Genomic DNA, 17,624 nt, shown 5'->3' with positions numbered 1-17,624 from the left:
GCCCGGGGCGGCGGCCACGAGTGAGTCAGGCCCGGCCGCCGGTGGCGCCTGCCCGGCCGCCGGCGCTGCCGGCCGTACGGTCGACCCCATGGCCGATGAGAGTGGGGGCGAGTCGACTCGCGGGGCGGTGTCCCCGATGGTGGCCGCCGAGCGCCTCAAGGAACGCGTCTACGCCACGTTGACCGTGATGGCGGTGGCCCTGGGACTCGCCCAGGCCGAGCACCAGTCCGGCGCGTCGGCAGCGGTCGCCGTCGCCGCGTCCGCGCTGGGGCTGTGGCTCGCGACGGTCGTCGCCGATCAGCAGGCCCACAGAGTGGTCTTCAAGGCCTCCGCACGCGGGGCCGAACTGCGGCGGTTGTTCTACGTCAGCAGCCCGCTGCTCGCCGCGGCCGTCGGCCCGCTGCTGCTGATCGGGCTCTCCGCCCTGGGAGCCATGGAGCTGACCACCGCGCTCTACGGCTCCGCCTGGCTGAGCGCAGCGTCGCTGTTCGTCTGGGGCTGTGTCGCCGGCCTGCGGATGGGCGGAGGCTGGAGCGCCGCGGTGGTCGCGGGTCTGCTGGACCTCGCGGTCGGCCTGGTGGTCGTCCTGGTCAAGCTGGTTGCCGGGCACTGAGCACACGCGTGGCCGTTCCGGCGTTGAGCCCGGGCGGGGATTCCGCTGTTGCGGACGGCGGCGAGGAAGGAGTGCCGGGGGTCTTCAGCTGCGCCTGCGGCGGATGCCCCCCGTGCGCCGACGCGGTGCGTCCACCGGCGCCCGGCGGCGGCCAGGTGCGCCCGGAGGACGGCTTCCTCGGCCTCCGTCACCGTGACGTGGAGATCGCGTCCACGGGACCGGTCACTCCGTGAAGCCGTCGCCCGTCGGCTCCGGGCCGGTGGCGGGGTCACGGGTGAGGAGGTAGCGGGCGCCCGGGCCGGCGGCGCCGGCGCGGTCGCCGGCGTTGTAGAGGCCGCAGCGGGTGAGGGAGAGGCAGCCGCAGCCGATGCAGCCGGTGAGCTTGGCCTTCAGCCGCTCCAGTTCGGCGATCTGCTCGTCGATCCGGCTCTGCCAGGACTGCGCCACGCCGTCCCACTCCGCGCCGCTGGGCGCCCGGTGCTCGGGGAGGCGGTCCAGGGCGACCTTGGCCTCGTCCAGCGACAGGCCGACCCGCTGGGCGGCCCGGACGAAGGCGATCCGGCGCAGCATGCCGCGGGTGTAGCGGCGCTGGTTGCCGGTGGTGCGGGTGGCGTGGATCAGCCCCAGCTTCTCGTAGTACCGCAGCGCCGAGGCAGCGAGGCCGCTGCGGTCGGAGAGCTGGCCGATGGTGAGGAGGTCGTGCCTGCTGGGACCGTGGGCGCTCATGGAGCCACTGTAGCGCTTGACTTGAAGCCGACTTCAAGTAGCAGCATCGTGGGCATGACGAACCGCACCCCCGCCCCCCTCCTCGGCTTCGCCGAGCTGCCGGGCCTGATGGCCCTGATGACCGGCGACGAGAAGCACGGTCCGGCCGCCACCTCCACCCTCGACGCGCTGTGGGTGCTGTACGACCGCGTCCTGCGGGTGGCCCCGGAGACCGTGGACGAGCAGGACCGGGACCGCTTCCTGCTCTCCAAGGGCCACGGCCCGATGGCCTACTACGCCGTCCTCGCCGCCAAGGGCTTCATCGACCCGGCGGTGCTGCCGAGCTTCGGCGCCTACGACTCGCCGCTCGGCCACCACCCGGACCGGCTGCTGATCCCCGGCGTGGAGATCAGCTCCGGCTCGCTCGGCCACGGCCTGCCGATCGCGGTCGGCACCGCGCTCGGCCTGCGCGCCCAGGGGCTCACCCGTCCGGCGGTCTGGGTGCTGATCGGGGACGCCGAGTTCGACGAGGGCTCCAACCACGAGGCGGTGGCCTTCGCCGGCGCCGCCGGACTGGACCGGCTGCACGCCCTGGTGATCGACAACTCCTCCGCCACCCACGGCTGGCGGGGCGGCATCGCCGCGCGCTTCGCCACCGAGGGCTGGTCGGTGGAGACGGTGGACGGCCGCGACCACGAAGCGCTGTACGCGGCGTACACCGCCGAACACCCGGGCCGGCCGCGGGTCGTGGTGGCCCGCGTCGAGCCGAAGAACTCCTGACCCGAAGAGAGGACCCAGAACCGTGGACACCATGCGCGAGCGCTTCATCGAGACCACCTCCCGCCTGCTGGACGAGGACCCGCGCCTCGCCGTCGTCCTGGCCGACATCAGCGCCGCGGGCTTCGACCCGGCCGCCGGGAGGCACCCGGACCGGGTGATCAACGTCGGCATCCGCGAGCAGCTGCTGATCGGCACCGCCGCCGGACTGGCCTTCACCGGGCTGCGCCCGATCGCCCACACCTTCGCCAGCTTCCTCGTCGAGCGCCCCTTCGAGCAGGTGAAACTGGACCTCGGCCACCAGGGCGTCGGCGCCGTCCTGGTGAGCGCGGCCGGCTCCTACGACTGGCCGGCCGGCGGCCGCACCCACATGGCGCCGGGCGACGTCGCGCTGCTGGACACGCTGCCCGACTGGACGGTGCACGTGCCCGGCCACGCCGACGAGGCGGAGCAACTGCTGCGCCACGCGGTGGCCGACGGCGACCGCAAGGTGTACGTCCGGCTCTCCGACCACGGCAACGGGCACGCCACCGCCATCGAGCCGGGCCGGTTCACCGTCGTCCGCCGCGGCACCCGGGGCACCGTGGTCGCGGTCGGCCCGATGCTGGACGCCGTGCTCGCCGCCACCGAGAACCTGGACGTCACCGTGCTGTACGCGGCCACCGTCCGCCCCTTCGACGAGGCCGCGCTGCGGGCCGCCACCGAACGGAGCACGGACGTGGTGCTGGTCGAGCCGTACCTGGCCGGAACCTCCGCCAACGAGGCGCACCGGGCGCTCGCCGACCGCCCGCACCGGCTGCTGGCCCTCGGGGTGCCGCGCGACGAGCACCGGCAGTACGGGTCGGTCCCGGAGCACCTGGCCGCCTACGGCCTGGACGCCCACGGGCTGCGCGACCGGATCGGCGACTTCGTCTGGTAGCGGCCGGTCAAGTACGAAGAATCGCAACGGAGTCGGGTTCCAGGGTGAACCCGCCTTCGGCGGCCCCGTGCCCCCCGAAGGCCGCCACCACCTCCCCGGCCGGCGGCAGCACCGCGGCCCCCGTGCCGAGGTTGACCGCCACCCGGTAGCGCCCGCGGTGCACCACCAGCCACCCGGCTGCCTCGTCGGTGTCGACCCGCACCGCCGCCAGGCAGGGGTCCGAGAGCTCCGGGCAGGTCCTCCGCAGCCGGATCAACTCCCGGTACCAGTCGAGCAGTCCGGCGTGCGGGGCGCGCCGCGGCTCGGTCCAGTCGAGGACGGAGCGCAGCACGGTGGCCGGCTCCTGCGGGTCCGGCACCGCGTCCGCCGACCAGCCGTGCTCGGTGAACTCCCGCCGCCGGCCCCGGCGGACGGCCTCGGCGAGGTTGGGGTCGGTGTGGTCGGTGAAGTACTGCCAGGGCGTGGCCGCGCCCCACTCCTCGCCCATGAACAGCATCGGGGTGAACGGCGAGGTGAGCACCAGCGCGGCGCCGCAGGCCAGCCGGCCGGGGGGGAGGCTGGTGGAGATCCGGTCGCCGAGCGCCCGGTTGCCGATCTGGTCGTGGGTCTGGAGGTAGCCGAGCAGGCGCTCGCCGTGCGCCGGCGGGAACGGCCGGCCGTGGTGGCGGCCGCGGAACGAGGACCAGGTGCCGTCGTGGAAGTAGCCCCGGGTCAGGGCCTTGGCGACGGCGGCGAGCGGGGCGGCGGCGAAGTCGGCGTAGTAGCCCTGGGATTCGCCGGTGAGGGCGCAGTGCAGGGCGTGGTGGAAGTCGTCGCTCCACTGCGCGGCGATCCCCTGCCCGCCGGCCTCGCGCGGGGTGGTGGTGCGCGGGTCGTTGAGGTCGGACTCGGCGACCAGGAACAGCGGGCGGTTGGCGGCCACCGCCAACCGGTCGACCTCGTGAGCGAGTTCCTCCAGGAAGTGCACGGCTCGGTCGTCGGCGAGGGCGTGCACGGCGTCCAGCCGCAGGCCGTCGATCCGGTAGTCGCGCAGCCAGGCGAGCGCGCTGCCGATCAGGTAGGCGCGCACCTCGTCGGAGCCCGGCGCGTCCAGGTTGACGGCCGAGCCCCACGGGGTGTGGTGGCGGTCGGTGAAGTACGGGCCGAACTGCGGCAGGTGGTTGCCGGCCGGGCCGAGGTGGTTGTGCACCACGTCGAGGACGACGCCGAGGCCCTTGCGGTGCGCGGCGTCGATGAAGCGCTTGAGGCCCTCCGGCCCGCCGTAGGGCTCGTGCACGGCCCAGAGCGACACGCCGTCGTACCCCCAGCCGTGCTTGCCGGGGAACGGGCAGACCGGCATCAGCTCGACGAAGTCGACGCCCAGCTCGACCAGGTGGTCCAGGCGTTCGGCCGCCGCGTCGAAGGTGCCGGCGGCGGTGAAGGTGCCGATGTGCAGCTCGTACAGCACGGCGCCGGCGAGCGGGCGGCCGCGCCAGCCGCTGTGCGACCAGTTGAACGCGGCGTGGTCGACGGCGCGGCTGGGACCGTCGGGCCCGTGCGGCTGCCGGGGCGAGCGGGGGTCGGGCAGCGGCCGGCCGCCGTCCAGCGTGAACGCGTAGTCCCCGGCGGGTGCCTCGCCGTGCCACCACCCGGCGCGGGTCCCGTCCCGGTCCAGCGGGTGGCGGGCGCCGTCGACGGCCACCTCGACCCGCTCGGCGGCGTACGGCGCCCAGACCTCGTACCTCATGCCGAACCCCTTCTGGTCAGCAGCGCCACCGGCAGGTCGGCCAGGAGGTCCTTCAACAGAACGGGACCGTCAGTGAATTGACGCAAAGTCAGGGAATCGGTCCACTCGCCCCCGTCGGGCAGGTGCAGTTCGGTGCCGCGCCAGCCGCCGTCGCGGGCGAGCCCGTACGGCAGGCGGGTGGCGACGGTGAGCACCTCCGGGCCGCGCCCGAAGGCGAGCAGGTGGTCGGCGGCCGGGCCGACGGCGGTGAGCGGCCGGTGGGCGCCCAGCGGATGGGCGCGGCGCAGGTGCAGGGCGGTCGTGGTGAGGTGCAGCTTCTCGCGGGCGAGGTCGCCCGGGCGGGCCGCCGCCGAGTCGGTGAGCCGCACGGCCAGCGCCCCGAGGTCGACGGCGCGCCGGTTGTCCGGGTCGACCAGGGTGTACAGCGGTTCCTCGCTGCCCTGGTAGAGGTCCGGCACGCCGGGCACGGTGAGGTGCAGCAGCGCGGCGGCCAGCGTGTTGGAGCGCGCGTACGGGGCGAGCGCGGCGACGTACCCCTCGATCCGGGGGAGCAGCCCGGGGTTGCCGAAGACGGCGTGGACGCGGTCGGCGAGGGCGCGTTCGAAGCGGACGTCCTGCCTCGTCCAGGAGGTGTGGACCTTGGCCTCCCGGGCGGCCTTGAGCACGGCGGCGACCAGCCGTTCGGGGGTGGCCGGCCAGGCGGCGACGAGGGTCTGCCAGAGCAGCCAGTCGCTGTCGGGGTCGAAGCGGGCGGCGGGCCCCGGGCCGGGCCCGGCCGCGGTGGACCAGGCGGCGGCCTCGGCGGCCCAGGTCCCGGGCTGCTCGGCCAGGACGGCGAGCCGGGCGCGGGCGTCGGCGCTGCGCTTGGTGTCGTGGGTGGAGAGCGCCGTCATGGTGTGCGGCCAGTGCCGCTCGATGTAGTGGCACCAGGCGTGGAAGTCCTCGGGCCGCAGCCCGGGCCGGGCGGGCTCGCCGCCGACCTCGTTCAGGCTCAGCAGCGCGTTCCAGCGGTAGAACGCGGTGTCCTCGACGCCCTTGGCGGCGACCGCGGCGGCGGTCTGGGCGAAGCGGACGGCGAACTCGTCCTGCTCGGGCCCGCGCCCGAGCCCGCCCGCCGCGAGGGCGGCGACGAACCGGTCGGTGGCGTCGGCGGGTGCGTCGTCGGCGGCGAGCGCCGCGCGCAACTGCGCGGCGGAGACCTCCGGCAGCGGCTCCCCGGGGCGGGGGTAGGGCCGGTACGCGGGGTAGCCGGTGAGCTGGCGGCGCAGCGCGGCGCGCAGCCGCCACGGCGGGTGGTCGGCGTGCGCGGGGTCGGCGGCGCCGAGCCGGACGGCGAGCCGGACCAGCCGCTCCACCTCGGCGGCCAGCTCGCCCTCGGGCGCGGTCATGTCGGCCCGCCCGCGCCGGGCGGCGGCCTGCGCCGGGTGCGGGTCGGCGCAGGGTTCGCCGCCCGGGGGAGCGCCGGTGAGGAACGCCTCGTACGCCCCGGCCAGCCGGCAGGCGCCCGCGTGGTCGGTGAGCACCCCGTCGATCCGGCGCAGCGCGTCGTACCCGGTGGTGCCGAAGCACGGCCAGTCGGCGGGCAGCCGCTCCTCGCCGGTGAGGATCTTCTCGACGACCGTGTACGTCCCGCCGGTGGCCCCGGCGAGCCGCTCCAGGTAGCCGCGCGGGTCGGCGAGCCCGTCGGGGTGGTCGATCCGGAAGCCGTCCAGCACGCCCTCGCGGTGCAGCCGCAGCAGGAGGCCATGGGTGGCCTCGAACACCTCCGGGTCCTCGACCCGGACCGCGATCAGCTCGTTGACGGTGAAGAACCGCCGGTAGTTCAGCTCGGTGCGGGCCAGCCGCCACCACGCGAGGCGGTACCACTGCCGGGCGAGCAGTTCGGGCAGCGGGAGGTGCCCGGTGCCGGGGCGCAGCGGCAGGACGTGGTCGTGGTAGCGCAGCGTGTCGCCGTCGACGGCGAGCTGGTCGAGGACGGCGCCGAGCCGGTCGCCGAGCAGCGGCAGCAGCACCCGCCCGCGTCCGGGGGCGTCCGGCGGGCCGGGCAGGGCCTGCCAGTCGATGTCGAACCAGCGGGCGTACGGCGAGTCGGGGCCGTCGCGCAGCACCTGCCAGAGCGGCCGGTTGAGGTGCTCGGGCGCGGGCACGGCCATGTGGTTGGGCACCACGTCGGCGATCAGCCGCAGGCCGTGCCGGTGCGCCTCGGCGGCCAGCGCGCGCAGCGCCGGCTCGCCGCCGAGCTGCTCGGCGATCCGGCCGTGGTCGACGGTGTCGTAGCCGTGGGCGGAGCCGGGCACGGGTTCGAGCAGCGGGGACAGGTGCAGGTGGGAGACGCCGAGGGCGGCCAGGTAGGGGACGGCGGCGGTGGCGTCGCGCAGGGTGAAGCCGGGCTGGAGCTGGAGCCGGTAGGAGGCGGAGGGCACGGAGGCCGGGAGGACGGCCCGGGCGGTGGCCGGGCGGCGGGCGGGGTCGAACGACGGGACGGAGGCGGCCGGGCGTGGCTGCGCGGGCTCGGCGGCGTGGGTCATGCCTCCATGCCTACCCGGCGGCGCGCGGGGGCAAGACCCGTTGCTGGCCCGAACAGGTGAGCGGGAGGTGTCGTGGGCCGCCCGGCGGCCCCGGCTCAGTGGCCCCGGCACCGCCGGCTCAGCGGCCCCGGCGCCGTCGGCCGCGCGGCACCGTGAAGTAGCCCGGACGCTGCGGACCGCCGGCCCCGGAGGTGCTCAGGCGCAGGATCAGGCCGTGCTCGGCGCGGGCGGCCGCGACCAGGGCGGCGGCGCCCGGGTCGTCCGCGTACTGGGAGAACGTGCTGTTGAACATCGTCGGGGTCGGCTCGGGGAGCGGCCGCCCGCCCGGCTCGTCCCAGAGCAGGGTCGCTCCCGACGCGTACAGCCGGGGGCTGTCCCTCGGGGAGCCGTCCGGGTGGCGGCCGCCGTGCCGGTAGTACGCCAGCGCGTCGGCGACCGAGCCGGGCGGGTGCGGCTTGCGGGGGTCGTGGAACAGGCCGCCGCCCCAGTCGGCGACGCCGACCGCCTCGATCCGGCGCAGCAGCTCCGGGACGTCCGGTCCGGCGGCGAAGTAGGCGGTCGCGGCGAGCTGGCAGACCAGCTCCAGGCGGCGGGCGGGGTCGAGCCCGAGCCCCGGAGCGAGCCGCCGGTCGTCCACCTGGGTCACCAGGTGGGTCACCCCGTCGACCGCGCCGAGCCGCTCGATCAGGCCCCCGACCACGGCGTGCTCGGCGGCCCGGGCGGCCTGCGCCTCCGGGGTGCGGGTGCGCGCCAGCAGCCGCCGGTACGGGGGCGGGCGCCGGACCGTGGCGTCCGCGATCCGGCCGGGGACGGCGAGCAGCGTCCCCAGGAGGAACTCCGTCGCGCTCGGACGATCGCCCGCCATGCCGGCCGCCCCCTCGGTCCCCGGTCCCGGTTCTTCCGGGGACCACCGTGACCCGCGCGACGGCCGGTGCGCAAGGGCCGCGGGGGGAATCTCACGCGGGCCGTTGCAGCACCATCAGCGAGCGGTCGGTGAGCCAGAGGGTGTCCCCGGCCTTGACCCGGGCCCCGGAGCCGGGCGCGGGCGGCTGCGGCCGGGCGGTGTCCACCACCACCTGCCACTCCTGCCCGTGCCCGGCCGGCACGGTGAACTCCAGCGGCTCGAAGTGCGCGTTGAACATCAGCAGGAAGGAGTCGTCGACGATCCGCCCGCCGCGCCGGTCCGGCTCCGAGATGGCGTAGCCGTTCAGGAACACGGTGAGCGACTTCGCGTAGCTGGCGCCCCAGTTGCGCTTGGTCATCTCCTCCCCGGCGGGGGTGAACCAGGCGATGTCGGTGAGGTCCTCGTACTCGCCGCCGGCCCCGCCCTCCCCGGCGGGCCGGCCCGGGACGGGGCGGCCGTGGAAGAAGCGGCGGCGCCGGAACACCGGGTGGTCGCGGCGCAGCCAGACCATCCCCTGGGTGAACTCCAGCAGCCGGGTCCGCGCTCCGTCGCCGTCCGGCCCGTCGCCGTCCGGCCAGTGCACCCAGGTGAGCTCGTTGTCCTGGCAGTAGGCGTTGTTGTTGCCCTGCTGGGTGCGGCCGAACTCGTCGCCGTGGGAGAGCATCGGCACGCCCTGCGAGAGCATCAGGGTGGCGAGGAAATTGCGCTGCTGGCGGGCCCGCAGCTCCTCGACGGCCGGGTCGTCGGTGGGGCCCTCGGCGCCGCAGTTCCAGGAGCGGTTGAAGGACTCGCCGTCCCGGCTGCCCTCGCCGTTGGCCTCGTTGTGCTTCTCGTTGTAGGAGACCAGGTCGCGCAGGGTGAAGCCGTCGTGGCAGGTGACGAAGTTGATCGAGGCGATCGGGCGGCGGCCGTCGTCCTGGTAGAGGTCGGAGGAGCCGGTGAGCCGGGAGCCGAACTCGGCGAGGGTGGCGTTCTCGCCGCGCCACAGGTCGCGGACGGTGTCGCGGTACATGCCGTTCCACTCCGTCCACAGCGGCGGGAAGTTGCCGACCTGGTAGCCCCCCTCGCCGAGGTCCCAGGGCTCGGCGATCAGCTTGGCCTGGGAGACCACCGGGTCCTGCTGGACGAGGTCGAAGAACGAGGAGAGCCGGTCCACCTCGTGGAACTGCCGGGCGAGGGTGGCGGCGAGGTCGAAGCGGAAGCCGTCCACGTGCATCTCGGTGACCCAGTAGCGCAGCGAGTCCATGATCAGCTGGAGCACGTGCGGGCTGCGCATCAGCAGGCTGTTGCCGGTGCCGGTGGTGTCCTCGTAGAACCGCTGGTCGCGGGCCAGCCGGTAGTACGACACGTTGTCCAGGCCGCGCAGCGAGAGCGTGGGACCCAGGTGGTTGCCCTCGGCGGTGTGGTTGTAGACGACGTCGAGGATGACCTCGATGCCGGCCGCGTGCAGCGCCTTCACCATCGACTTGAACTCCTGCACCTGCTGGCCGCGGTCGCCGGTGGAGGAGTAGGAGGAGTGCGGGGCGAAGAAGCCGACGGTGTTGTAGCCCCAGTAGTTGGCCAGGCCGAGGTCCCGCAGCCGGTGGTCGCGGACGAACTGGTGCACCGGCATCAGCTCGATCGCGGTGACCCCGAGCTTGGCGAGGTGCTCGATGACGGCGGGGTGGGCGACGCCCGCGTAGGTGCCGCGGATCTCCTCGGGGATGCCCGGGTGCAGCTTGGTCAGGCCCTTCACATGGGCCTCGTAGAGCACCGTGCGGTGGTAGTCGGTGCGCGGCGGGCGGTCGGTGCCCCAGTCGAAGTACGGGTTGATCACCACCGAGTGCATGGTGTGCGGGGCGGAGTCGAGGTCGTTGCGGCGCTCGGGGGCGCCGAAGTGGTAGCCGTAGACGGACTCGTCCCAGTCGATGTGGCCGCTCATCGCCTTGGCGTACGGGTCCAGCAGCAGTTTGGCGCTGTTGTGCCGCTGGCCGAGGCCCGGGTTGTACGGGCCGTGGACGCGGAAGCCGTAGCGCTGGCCCGGCTGGACGCCGGGGAGGTAGGCGTGCCGGACGAAGGCGTCGGTCTCGCGCAGCTCGACGGCCGTCTCCGAGCCGTCCTCGTCGAGCAGGCAGAGCTCGATCCGGTCGGCGCTCTCCGAGAACACCGCGAAGTTGGTGCCGGCCCCGTCGAAGGTGGCACCGAGCGGGTAGGGGGTCCCTGGCCAGACCTGCATGGTTCCTCGACTCCCTTGAGCTGAACGAGAACTGACGGCCAGTCCGATGATCCGGGCCGGACCGCGGGCGTGCCGGCCGGGTGCTGTGACGTACGGCACACGGGCGCGGCACAGTCCGCATACTCCCCGACGCCTTCCCCGGTGGCGGGGCCATACGCACCGTGTTCGCCCGAACGGGTGTCCCCACGGCGTCCCGGGGGCGTCACGCCGCCGTCCCGGGTCTTCCGTGCCGCGCGGGGCGGGTGGGACGGTCGGGGCGGACCGCCGGGGCCCGGCCGGTGCGGGCCGGCGCCGTGGTCCAACCGGCTGCGGGCGGTTCGCGGCGGGCAGTACCCTTGATCGTCCGGCCGTCCGGGGCCCGTGGCGGTCCATCAGGCGAACCGGCGGCGAACCGCCGGTGTGCCGGCGGCGCGCCGTGCGGCCGGACGGCAGGCAGACAGCTCCGAGCGGCCGCGGGCGGCTCCCAGCAGGAACCAGGTGAGGTGGCGCATGGTGTTCCCCGCCGGCGGCCGTGGCGGTGGGCCCGGCGGCCCCGACCGGGGCGGCGCCCGCAGCGAGGCACCGACGGTGGTCATGCGGCCCGCCCTGACCGGCGGGCGATCGCTCGTCCCGGCCCAGGGCGGACCGGTCGACGTCCCCGCGCTCGCCTGGTCCGGCGCCGAGTGGGAGGACGCCTACCAGCGGGTCCGCCTCTCCGGGCGCGCCTACGTCTGGCTCAACCTGGTCGAACAGCGGCTGCGCTCGCTCGTCGACGAGGTGCTGCACCCGATCTACGCGCCCGCCCACGGCGAGGACTGGGTCACCGCCGCGGCCGGCCCGGCCGGCGAGGAGTGGGCGCACCGGGCCGGCGCCGTGCGCGAGGTCAGCCGGCGCAAGGGCTACCTGCTCGACCCGGCCGACGACGACCCGCTGGTCTTCCTAACCCTGCCGCAGCTTCGCGAGCTGATGGTCCAGCACTGGCCCTGCTTCGAGCCGTACCTGGCGGACCGCCGGGAGATCGAGCTGGCCCTCGACGAGCTGGAGGTCGCCCGGCACGTCGTCTCCCGCAACCGGGTCCTCACCGCGACCGTCCTCGCCCAGACCGAACGAGCCGCCGCCCGGCTGCTCGCCCTGTTCGACGGCGGCGCCGGCGCCGTGCCCGCCGACGTCGTCGAGTCACTGGTCGCCGGCCGCTACGCGGACGTCGTCGCCGTCCACCCCGACCGGGTCCGCCTCCAGCGCGACCTGCCGGTCGAGGACCTCCTCGACGGCGCCCGGCGGCTGGACGCGCTCGGCATCGGCCTCGGCATGCTCTGCCAGAACTACACCGGCAAGCGCCTCGTCCGGCTCGCCACCGACGGCTGCCGGGTCCGGCTGCTCTTCCTCAACCCCGCGAGCAGCGCCGTCCGCCGCCGCGAGCGCGAACTCGGCCTCGGCCGCGGCGAACTGGGCCGCTCGATCCAGATGAACATCCTGCACGTGCGCCGGGTCCGCGCCGCGCTGCGCGACCAGGGCGGCTTCGAGATCCGGGTGTTCGACGAGACCCCGCGCTTCACCGCCTACCTGGTCGAGGGCGTGCCGTCCGCCGCCCCGGCCCCCGGCGGCCGCCGCCAGACCCGCGACCTCGGCGTCGTCCAGCCCTACCTCCGCCGCGCCCGCGGCATGGAGTCCCCCGCCCTGGTCCTGCGCGGCGGCGCCGGCCAGCAGCCGGGCGGCACGGACGCCGGCCTCCTGGAGGTCTACCGCGAGGAGTTCGAGGGCGTCTGGGCCGACTCCCGCCCCGTCTCCTGACCTCTCCCGGGGGAGGTGCAGGAGACGGGGCGGCCTCGCCGTCCGGCGCCGACCGCCGGCTACGTCCTAGCCGGCGGACGGCGAGGCGGACGGAGGCATCAGGCACGGGGTGGTGACACCCAGGGCCATGCGCGTGTCACCGGTGCTGTCGACGGTGGCGAAGTACCTGCTCTCGGGGTGGCGGGCGCCGAGTGCCGCGAACGGCTCGGCGTCCGTCGCCTCCCGGTACGAGCTGATCCGCAGACCCTCCTTGGTCAGCAGGTCCCGGGCGCTGCGAACGACCTCGTTGTGCCGCGCCGTTCCAGGGACGTCACTGTGAACGCTGTAGAGGAGGGTGTAGCGGTCGTCGGGCGCCGACTCCCCGTTTCTTCCGACACACGGATTGAAGAGAACCTGCTCCGGCTCGCTGTTGATCCCAATGCCGGCCGACTGCGCCACATGCGCCATGAGCTGACGCGCCCAGTCCAAGGCCTCTTGACGGGACTTCACGGGCAGCGGATCGTTCTTCCCGGTACCGGGGCTGGACATGCACGCTCCAAGGGTCACGGCCATCAGCGCGATCGCCACGATGCGCCTCAACCGGATGCCGCCGTCGGACCGGCGGGTGGACGGATGGGTCATGGGTGTTCCCTCCGGGAACGGGTCAGTGCCAGATCGGGATGAACCCACCGATGTTGATCTCCTTGGGCTCCACTTCCGGTGGCTTTCCGGCGATGATCTTTCCCTGGTTCCAGACGCTCTGAGACCCGTCGTCCCAGTACCCGCCGTGACCTGACGTATCGGTCTGGAGATTGTTGCCACCGAATCCGATGGTGTGTGGACCGGGACCCAGCGTCAGTCCACCGGCGAAGCGGGTGGTGTCGTCCTCGGCTTCCGAGATCCATACGTGGCTGGGGTCGATCTGCAGCTGTTTCGCATGGTCGACGCCCATGCCGGGGCTGCCCAGAGTGACGATGTCGTCGGCGTGAAGTCCGTCCCCACCCCTGGCCGCGACACCGACGGCGTAGCTGCCGTAGCTATGGGCGATGTAGGTCACATGGCTCTTGGGTTCGCCGTGCGCGACCCGGAGTCCGTCGGAGAATCGCCGCATGTCCTCGGCACCGTCGATACCTCGGCGGGGGTTCGCCGCCTCGGGAATGCTTTCAGGCGGGTCGTAGCCGAGGTAGGAGATCACCGACACCGTCTCGCCGGCGCCCGCGGATCTCGCCGCGTAGCCCTGAAGTTGCCGGATTCGGTCGATCTGCCCCGGGACGCCGGCGAGTTCGGTGTCAGTCCCCGGCACAAACACAGCGGTGTGCGTCGCCTTGTCCGGGTTGCCGGTGGCGACGATCGCCCGGCCGTCGCCACCGTACCTCTCGGGCTCGATGCCGAGGAGGAACATCTGGTGCTGCTCGTCCTGGGCGTTGGCGGAATCCGCCAGCTTGTCCTTGATGGTCTGGAGTGCCGCCTTGCGCTTGTCGTAGTCGGACTGGGAGAGACCGAAGGCGGCAGGGGTGCCGGCCTGCAGGGCATCGAGTTTCTGGTCCAGGACGAGGCGGTTCGCCTCGTCCCGGGCGGTGGCCGGCAGGCCGTCCATGCCTCCGATCTGCGCCGCGTTCAGCGCGAGGTAGCTCGCCTGCTGATCGGGGGACAGGCCCGTCCACCACTCGGCGTTCTGTTTCGGGGCCTTGCCGTCAGGGATGTACGGGTCGGACAGGCCGAGGTCCTTCATGACGTCCGCCGCATCGGTACGGGTTTCCGCCAAGGCGCCGCTCGCCCGCTGGGTGGTGAGGATGTCGGCGCCGAGCCGGCCCAAGGCCGTATTGCCCTGGTCGCTCGCCCGCTGCGCGTCCTTCAGCGCGGTGTCGATTCGCGTCTGTATCTCGCCCCTGAGGCCCATCAGGGTACGGCGCGCGGTCTGGGCGTCCGGATCGTTGCGGTCACCGGGTTCCTCGGGTGGCAGAGCCACCACGCCGTCCACCGACACCGCCAGACCGGAGTCCTGGGCACGGTGCACGGCGTTCGTCAGGTTCGTTTGTGCCTGGTACATCCGGTCGGCGACCGTGTTCAAGGTGAGAGCGACCGACTCCGCCTCGATGCGGACGACGTCCAACTGCTGTTCGGTGCGGGCCATGAACGGGACTGCCGCGTCTGCATCGGAGCCCTTCCAGTGCGCGTGCAGCGGGCCGTTGACTTGATTGCGATGGCGGTTGCCCGTGCCCTCCGAGGCTCGGGCGAGGGCCTTCCATCCCTTCGCCGTCTCGCGCAGCCACTGCGGATCGAACTTCATCAGCAACTCGTACGTGCTGCTCATTTCGCCCCCTGGGCCTGATTCCAGGCCCCGGCGACGGCCTGCTCGTTGTTCGAGTGCGAGGCGGCGTTGGCGTGGAGGTTTGCGGCGGTGTCCGTCAGGCGCTGGCGGAGCGCACCGAGCGGGGCCGTCCAGCCGTTCCCGAGCTGTCGGAGGCCGCCCGCGATCGACCAGCCTGCGAGTTGCCCGGACGCCGTGGTGGTTACGGTCAGTGCGGTCTGGACCGGACTCGCGAACTCCTGGGCAAGGGCGCCCGCGACATTCGCGGAGGCAGTCAGTTCGCCCGGATTGATGGCGACATCGGCCAAGGTGTGTCTCCCCCTGAGTCGAGTCATGCGCCCGACGTGGGCCGCCCCCCTGGCGAAGGCCCTCCGGCACATGCGCTGTGTAGTCGTGAGAATACTGAATCCATACGACGAGTACGACCATCGGATGGTTCTGTGGGGGCTCTGTTGCGTAGGTGTCGAGCCCCCACCGGCCGGATTGTCGGAGGGGCGGGTGATGATAGGGGCTGCTTCGACCCAGAGGACGGAAGGACACACCCTATGAGCTGGTGGCAGCAGCCACTGGTCGGCTTCGACCTGGAGACCACGGGCACCGACCCGGCCGTGGACCGCATCGTCACGGCCGCCCTCGTGGACACCGTCGGGGCCCGCCGGCTGGGTGCCACCGGCTGGCTGATCGACCCGGGGGTGCCGATCCCCGCCGAGGCGGCGGCGATCCACGGGATCGGTGACGACCTGGCCAGGGCCAAGGGGCGGCCGGCCAAGGAGGCGGTGGACGAGATAGCCGCGGCGCTGTGCGAGCGGCTCGCCGACGGGCGGCCGGTGGTGGCGTTCAACGCGCCGTTCGACCTGTCGATGCTCGACGCCGAGCTGCGCCGGCACGGCCTGCCGGTCCTCGCCGAGCGCCTCGGCGGGCCGGTCGCGCCCGTGCTCGACGCGCTGGTCATCGACCGGGCCGTGGACAAGTACCGCAAGGGCTCCCGCACCCTCCAGCGGGTCTGCGAGGTGTACGGGGTCGAGCTGACCGACGCCCACGAGGCCGGCAGCGACGCCCTCGCCGCCGTCCGGGTCGCCGTCGCCCTCGCCGAGCGCTACCCCGCCCAGGTCGGCGGCGTTCCGACCGCCGAACTCCACGCCCGGCAGATCGACTGGCACCGGGCCTGGGCCGAGGACCTCCAGGCCTGGCTGCGCCGCGGCAAGGACCCGGAGGCCGTCATAGACCCCCGTTGGCCCCTGCGCTGAGTCCGGGTCCCAGCAGGCGGGCCTTGGCGGCGGTGAACTCGGCGGTGTCGAGGGCGCCGTCGCGGTGGAGCGCGGTGAGGCGTTCCAGAGCGGCGACCACCTCCAGCGCGGCCGGGGCGGGGGCCGCGGGTCCGAGGTCCGCGGCGGTGAGGGAGACGCGGGTGTTCTCCGGGTCGGCGGGGTCGTAGCGGACCTCGGCGGGGCCGCCCCGGTGCGGGGTCCCGTGGGCCGGGAAGGCGTCGGTGACCGTGGCCGTGCGGCGGGTGCCGTCGACGGTGGTGAACTCGACGGTGACGCGGAGTTCGGGGAGGTCTCCGGCGACGACGTCGCCGGTGGCGGCGAGGTCGGCGACCCGGCCCGGGACGGTGATGCCGTACTGCTCCAGGCGGCCCTGCTGTTCGGCCCGGCGCCGCGCCTCCAGCCGGAAGGTGCGCCAGCGGCGGGCGCCGTGCCGGTCGAGGACGACCGTGAGCAGGGCGAGCGGCAGGACGGGGACCAGCGTCCAGGGGTGGAAGGAGCCGTTGGCGAGGGCCGCGCCGGCCAGGCCGAGGGCGAGGCAGCCCAGCAGGACGCCCCGGTCGGAGGTGGCCGAGGGCTCGGTGGTGGGGGCGTCCCCGTGCGCGGTGGTGGCGGTGGCCACCAGGCACAGCAGCCAGAGCAGGATCCCGCCGGCCAGGTACCCGGCGGTGCCGAAGCCGTTGCACTGCTGCTCGGGGCCGCAGGCGTCGGTGCCGTACGCGCGGACGAAGCCGGTGGCGGTGAGCTGACCGGCCAGCGCGGTGAACACGGAGATCAGGACGAGCCCGACGATCCGACCGCCGCTCAGGCGCGGTCCGGCGATGGTGGGGTGATCGGTGGCCATGGGCCCGGATTCTAGGCCGGGCAGGCGACCGCGCGGTCGGCGGGGAAGCCGGGGAAGCCGGGGCGTCGCCCCGCGCGGCCGTCAGGCCCGGTCAGAACGGGTACCAGCGCACCTCGGTGGCCCCCGTCCGCAGCGAGTCCACCCGCCGCCGGAACTCGGCGAGCGCCGCCGGGTTGCCCGGCGCCTGCTGCGCGACCCAGGAGGCGCTCGCCGTCTCCCGCGCGCCGCGCAGCACCGCGAAGCCGGGCCACTCGCGCACGTCCCAGCCGTACGCCTCGGTGAACGCCCGGTACTCCTCGCCCGGCACGCCGTACCGGTCGTGGCTGAGTGCGAGCACCACCAGGTCGTGCTCGCGCAGGTCGTTGGCGACGAACTCCAGGTCCAGCAGCACGGGCCCGTCCGGGCCGATGTGCACGTTGCGCGGCAGCGCGTCGCCGTGGATCACCCCGGTCGGCAGGTGCGGGACCAGTGCGGCCGCCTCCTCGGCGAAGGCGTCCCGGCGCTCGCGCAGGAAGTCGACGTCGGCCGGGTCGACGTGGCCCTCGGCGGAGGCGAGCCAGCGCCCGACGGGCGCCAGCAGGTCGCGCCGCCCGAGCGCGAACGGCGGGGCCGGCAGCCGGTGCAGGGCGTGCAGCAGCGGGGCGAGGTCGACCGGGCGGGCGGGCCGCTCGGCGGGGGCGAGCCGGTGCCAGAAGGTGACGGGGTGGCCGTGGGCGAGCCGCGGTTCGACGGGCACCGCGTCGTACGGGCGGACCACGGGGACGCCGTGGCCGGCCAGCCAGTCGGCGACGGCGAGTTCGCGGCGGGCGCGCTCGTACAGTTCCGGGCCGCGGCCGACCTTGGCGACCACGGCCGGGTCGCCGAGGTCGAAGACGGCGTTCTCGCCGAGGGCGATCAGCCGGGCGTCGCCGGGGCCGGGCAGGCCGGCCGACTCGCAGGCGTGGGCGAGCAGCAGCCGGGCCCGTTCCTCGTCGAAGGGGAGCATGGGGGTGTCCGTTTCTTGCATGACAGCCGGGTGAGGGTGGGCGATCATTCTGGCAAACGGGCGCCGGGCCCCGCGTCACGCGG

Annotated in this window: 15 protein-coding genes; 5 read left to right on the top strand and 10 right to left on the bottom strand. The window is 74.2% G+C overall.

The window, feature by feature from the left end:
* Positions 1-88: 88 nt before the first annotated feature.
* Positions 89-613 carry a hypothetical protein gene (locus tag ACFU74_RS28900; RefSeq protein WP_380761931.1) on the top strand — a complete coding sequence of 175 codons (525 nt, stop codon included), beginning with the start codon at positions 89-91 and terminating at the stop codon, positions 611-613.
* A 222-nt stretch (positions 614-835) separates the two neighbouring features.
* On the opposite strand, the gene soxR is transcribed toward ACFU74_RS28900, so the two are convergent.
* Complete coding sequence (gene soxR / locus ACFU74_RS28895) at positions 836-1,339, bottom strand: redox-sensitive transcriptional activator SoxR (RefSeq protein WP_380761929.1); 504 nt, start codon at positions 1,337-1,339, stop codon at positions 836-838.
* Between the two features lie 54 nt (positions 1,340-1,393).
* Here soxR and ACFU74_RS28890 point away from each other — a divergent pair, with 54 nt between their 5' ends.
* On the top strand, positions 1,394-2,098 hold the full coding sequence (locus tag ACFU74_RS28890; protein ID WP_380761927.1) for a transketolase: 705 nt from the start codon (positions 1,394-1,396) through the stop codon (positions 2,096-2,098).
* 22 nt (positions 2,099-2,120) lie between these two features.
* Positions 2,121-3,014: a transketolase family protein gene (locus ACFU74_RS28885; RefSeq protein ID WP_380761925.1), complete on the top strand. Its 894-nt coding sequence runs from the start codon at positions 2,121-2,123 to the stop codon at positions 3,012-3,014.
* A 7-nt stretch (positions 3,015-3,021) separates the two neighbouring features.
* On the opposite strand, the gene treZ is transcribed toward ACFU74_RS28885, so the two are convergent.
* The 4 genes from treZ to glgX all read right to left on the bottom strand — a co-directional run bounded on the left by treZ (position 3,022) and on the right by glgX (position 10,387).
* The gene (gene treZ, locus ACFU74_RS28880) at positions 3,022-4,740 is read right to left on the bottom strand and encodes a malto-oligosyltrehalose trehalohydrolase (protein WP_380761923.1); all 1,719 of its coding nucleotides are present in this window, start codon (positions 4,738-4,740) and stop codon (positions 3,022-3,024) included.
* Complete coding sequence (gene treY, locus ACFU74_RS28875) at positions 4,737-7,268, bottom strand: malto-oligosyltrehalose synthase (protein ID WP_380761921.1); 2,532 nt, start codon at positions 7,266-7,268, stop codon at positions 4,737-4,739. Before treY ends, treZ begins: the two co-directional genes overlap by 4 nt.
* Positions 7,269-7,386: 118 nt before the next feature.
* Positions 7,387-8,133 carry a hypothetical protein gene (locus ACFU74_RS28870; protein WP_380761919.1) on the bottom strand — a complete coding sequence of 249 codons (747 nt, stop codon included), beginning with the start codon at positions 8,131-8,133 and terminating at the stop codon, positions 7,387-7,389.
* 91 nt (positions 8,134-8,224) lie between these two features.
* The gene (gene glgX, locus ACFU74_RS28865) at positions 8,225-10,387 is read right to left on the bottom strand and encodes a glycogen debranching protein GlgX (protein ID WP_380761917.1); all 2,163 of its coding nucleotides are present in this window, start codon (positions 10,385-10,387) and stop codon (positions 8,225-8,227) included.
* 489 nt (positions 10,388-10,876) lie between these two features.
* Between glgX and ACFU74_RS28860 the strand changes: the two genes are divergently transcribed.
* Positions 10,877-12,157 (top strand): SAV2148 family HEPN domain-containing protein, encoded by a 1,281-nt coding sequence (locus ACFU74_RS28860; RefSeq protein ID WP_380761915.1) that lies wholly within the window; start codon positions 10,877-10,879, stop codon positions 12,155-12,157.
* Between the two features lie 66 nt (positions 12,158-12,223).
* Here the strand turns inward: ACFU74_RS28860 and ACFU74_RS28855 are convergent, their stop codons facing one another.
* From ACFU74_RS28855 to ACFU74_RS28845, 3 genes are read right to left on the bottom strand one after another with little or no spacing between them, the layout of a single operon-like run.
* On the bottom strand, positions 12,224-12,778 hold the full coding sequence (locus ACFU74_RS28855; protein ID WP_380761914.1) for a hypothetical protein: 555 nt from the start codon (positions 12,776-12,778) through the stop codon (positions 12,224-12,226).
* Positions 12,779-12,800: 22 nt separating this feature from the next.
* Complete coding sequence (locus tag ACFU74_RS28850; protein ID WP_380761912.1) at positions 12,801-14,450, bottom strand: alpha/beta hydrolase; 1,650 nt, start codon at positions 14,448-14,450, stop codon at positions 12,801-12,803.
* Positions 14,447-14,755, bottom strand: a complete 309-nt coding sequence (locus tag ACFU74_RS28845; RefSeq protein ID WP_380761910.1) for a hypothetical protein — start codon at positions 14,753-14,755, stop codon at positions 14,447-14,449. The genes ACFU74_RS28850 and ACFU74_RS28845 overlap by 4 nt, the downstream gene beginning before the upstream one ends.
* A gap of 237 nt (positions 14,756-14,992) precedes the next feature.
* On the opposite strand from ACFU74_RS28845, the gene ACFU74_RS28840 reads away from it, so the two are divergent.
* Positions 14,993-15,694, top strand: a complete 702-nt coding sequence (locus tag ACFU74_RS28840; RefSeq protein WP_380761908.1) for an exonuclease domain-containing protein — start codon at positions 14,993-14,995, stop codon at positions 15,692-15,694.
* Here ACFU74_RS28840 and ACFU74_RS28835 read toward each other — a convergent pair.
* On the bottom strand, positions 15,666-16,556 hold the full coding sequence (locus ACFU74_RS28835; protein WP_380761906.1) for a DUF3592 domain-containing protein: 891 nt from the start codon (positions 16,554-16,556) through the stop codon (positions 15,666-15,668). The genes ACFU74_RS28840 and ACFU74_RS28835 overlap by 29 nt on opposite strands.
* A gap of 91 nt (positions 16,557-16,647) precedes the next feature.
* The gene (locus ACFU74_RS28830; protein ID WP_380761904.1) at positions 16,648-17,562 is read right to left on the bottom strand and encodes a phosphotransferase enzyme family protein; all 915 of its coding nucleotides are present in this window, start codon (positions 17,560-17,562) and stop codon (positions 16,648-16,650) included.
* Positions 17,563-17,624 lie beyond the last annotated feature (62 nt).

This window comes from Kitasatospora sp. NPDC057500 (genome assembly GCF_042802195.1).
Classification (GTDB): Bacteria; Actinomycetota; Actinomycetes; order Streptomycetales; family Streptomycetaceae; genus Kitasatospora.
Note: the sequence above shows the minus strand (reverse complement) of the source record. Positions and strands in the feature narration are given on the sequence as shown.

Bases quoted from the DNA above. Each gene is read 5' to 3' on its own strand.
- ACFU74_RS28830 (WP_380761904.1), bottom strand. From the start codon at position 17,562: ATGCAAGAAACGGACACCCCCATGCTCCCCTTCGACGAGGAACGGGCC.
- ACFU74_RS28850 (WP_380761912.1), bottom strand. From the start codon at position 14,450: ATGAGCAGCACGTACGAGTTGCTGATGAAGTTCGATCCGCAGTGGCTG.
- ACFU74_RS28870 (WP_380761919.1), bottom strand. From the start codon at position 8,133: ATGGCGGGCGATCGTCCGAGCGCGACGGAGTTCCTCCTGGGGACGCTG.
- ACFU74_RS28840 (WP_380761908.1), top strand. From the start codon at position 14,993: ATGAGCTGGTGGCAGCAGCCACTGGTCGGCTTCGACCTGGAGACCACG.
- soxR (WP_380761929.1), bottom strand. From the start codon at position 1,339: ATGAGCGCCCACGGTCCCAGCAGGCACGACCTCCTCACCATCGGCCAG.
- ACFU74_RS28855 (WP_380761914.1), bottom strand. From the start codon at position 12,778: ATGACCCATCCGTCCACCCGCCGGTCCGACGGCGGCATCCGGTTGAGG.
- ACFU74_RS28835 (WP_380761906.1), bottom strand. From the start codon at position 16,556: ATGGCCACCGATCACCCCACCATCGCCGGACCGCGCCTGAGCGGCGGT.
- ACFU74_RS28890 (WP_380761927.1), top strand. From the start codon at position 1,394: ATGACGAACCGCACCCCCGCCCCCCTCCTCGGCTTCGCCGAGCTGCCG.
- ACFU74_RS28900 (WP_380761931.1), top strand. From the start codon at position 89: ATGGCCGATGAGAGTGGGGGCGAGTCGACTCGCGGGGCGGTGTCCCCG.
- glgX (WP_380761917.1), bottom strand. From the start codon at position 10,387: ATGCAGGTCTGGCCAGGGACCCCCTACCCGCTCGGTGCCACCTTCGAC.
- treZ (WP_380761923.1), bottom strand. From the start codon at position 4,740: ATGAGGTACGAGGTCTGGGCGCCGTACGCCGCCGAGCGGGTCGAGGTG.
- ACFU74_RS28860 (WP_380761915.1), top strand. From the start codon at position 10,877: ATGGTGTTCCCCGCCGGCGGCCGTGGCGGTGGGCCCGGCGGCCCCGAC.
- treY (WP_380761921.1), bottom strand. From the start codon at position 7,268: ATGACCCACGCCGCCGAGCCCGCGCAGCCACGCCCGGCCGCCTCCGTC.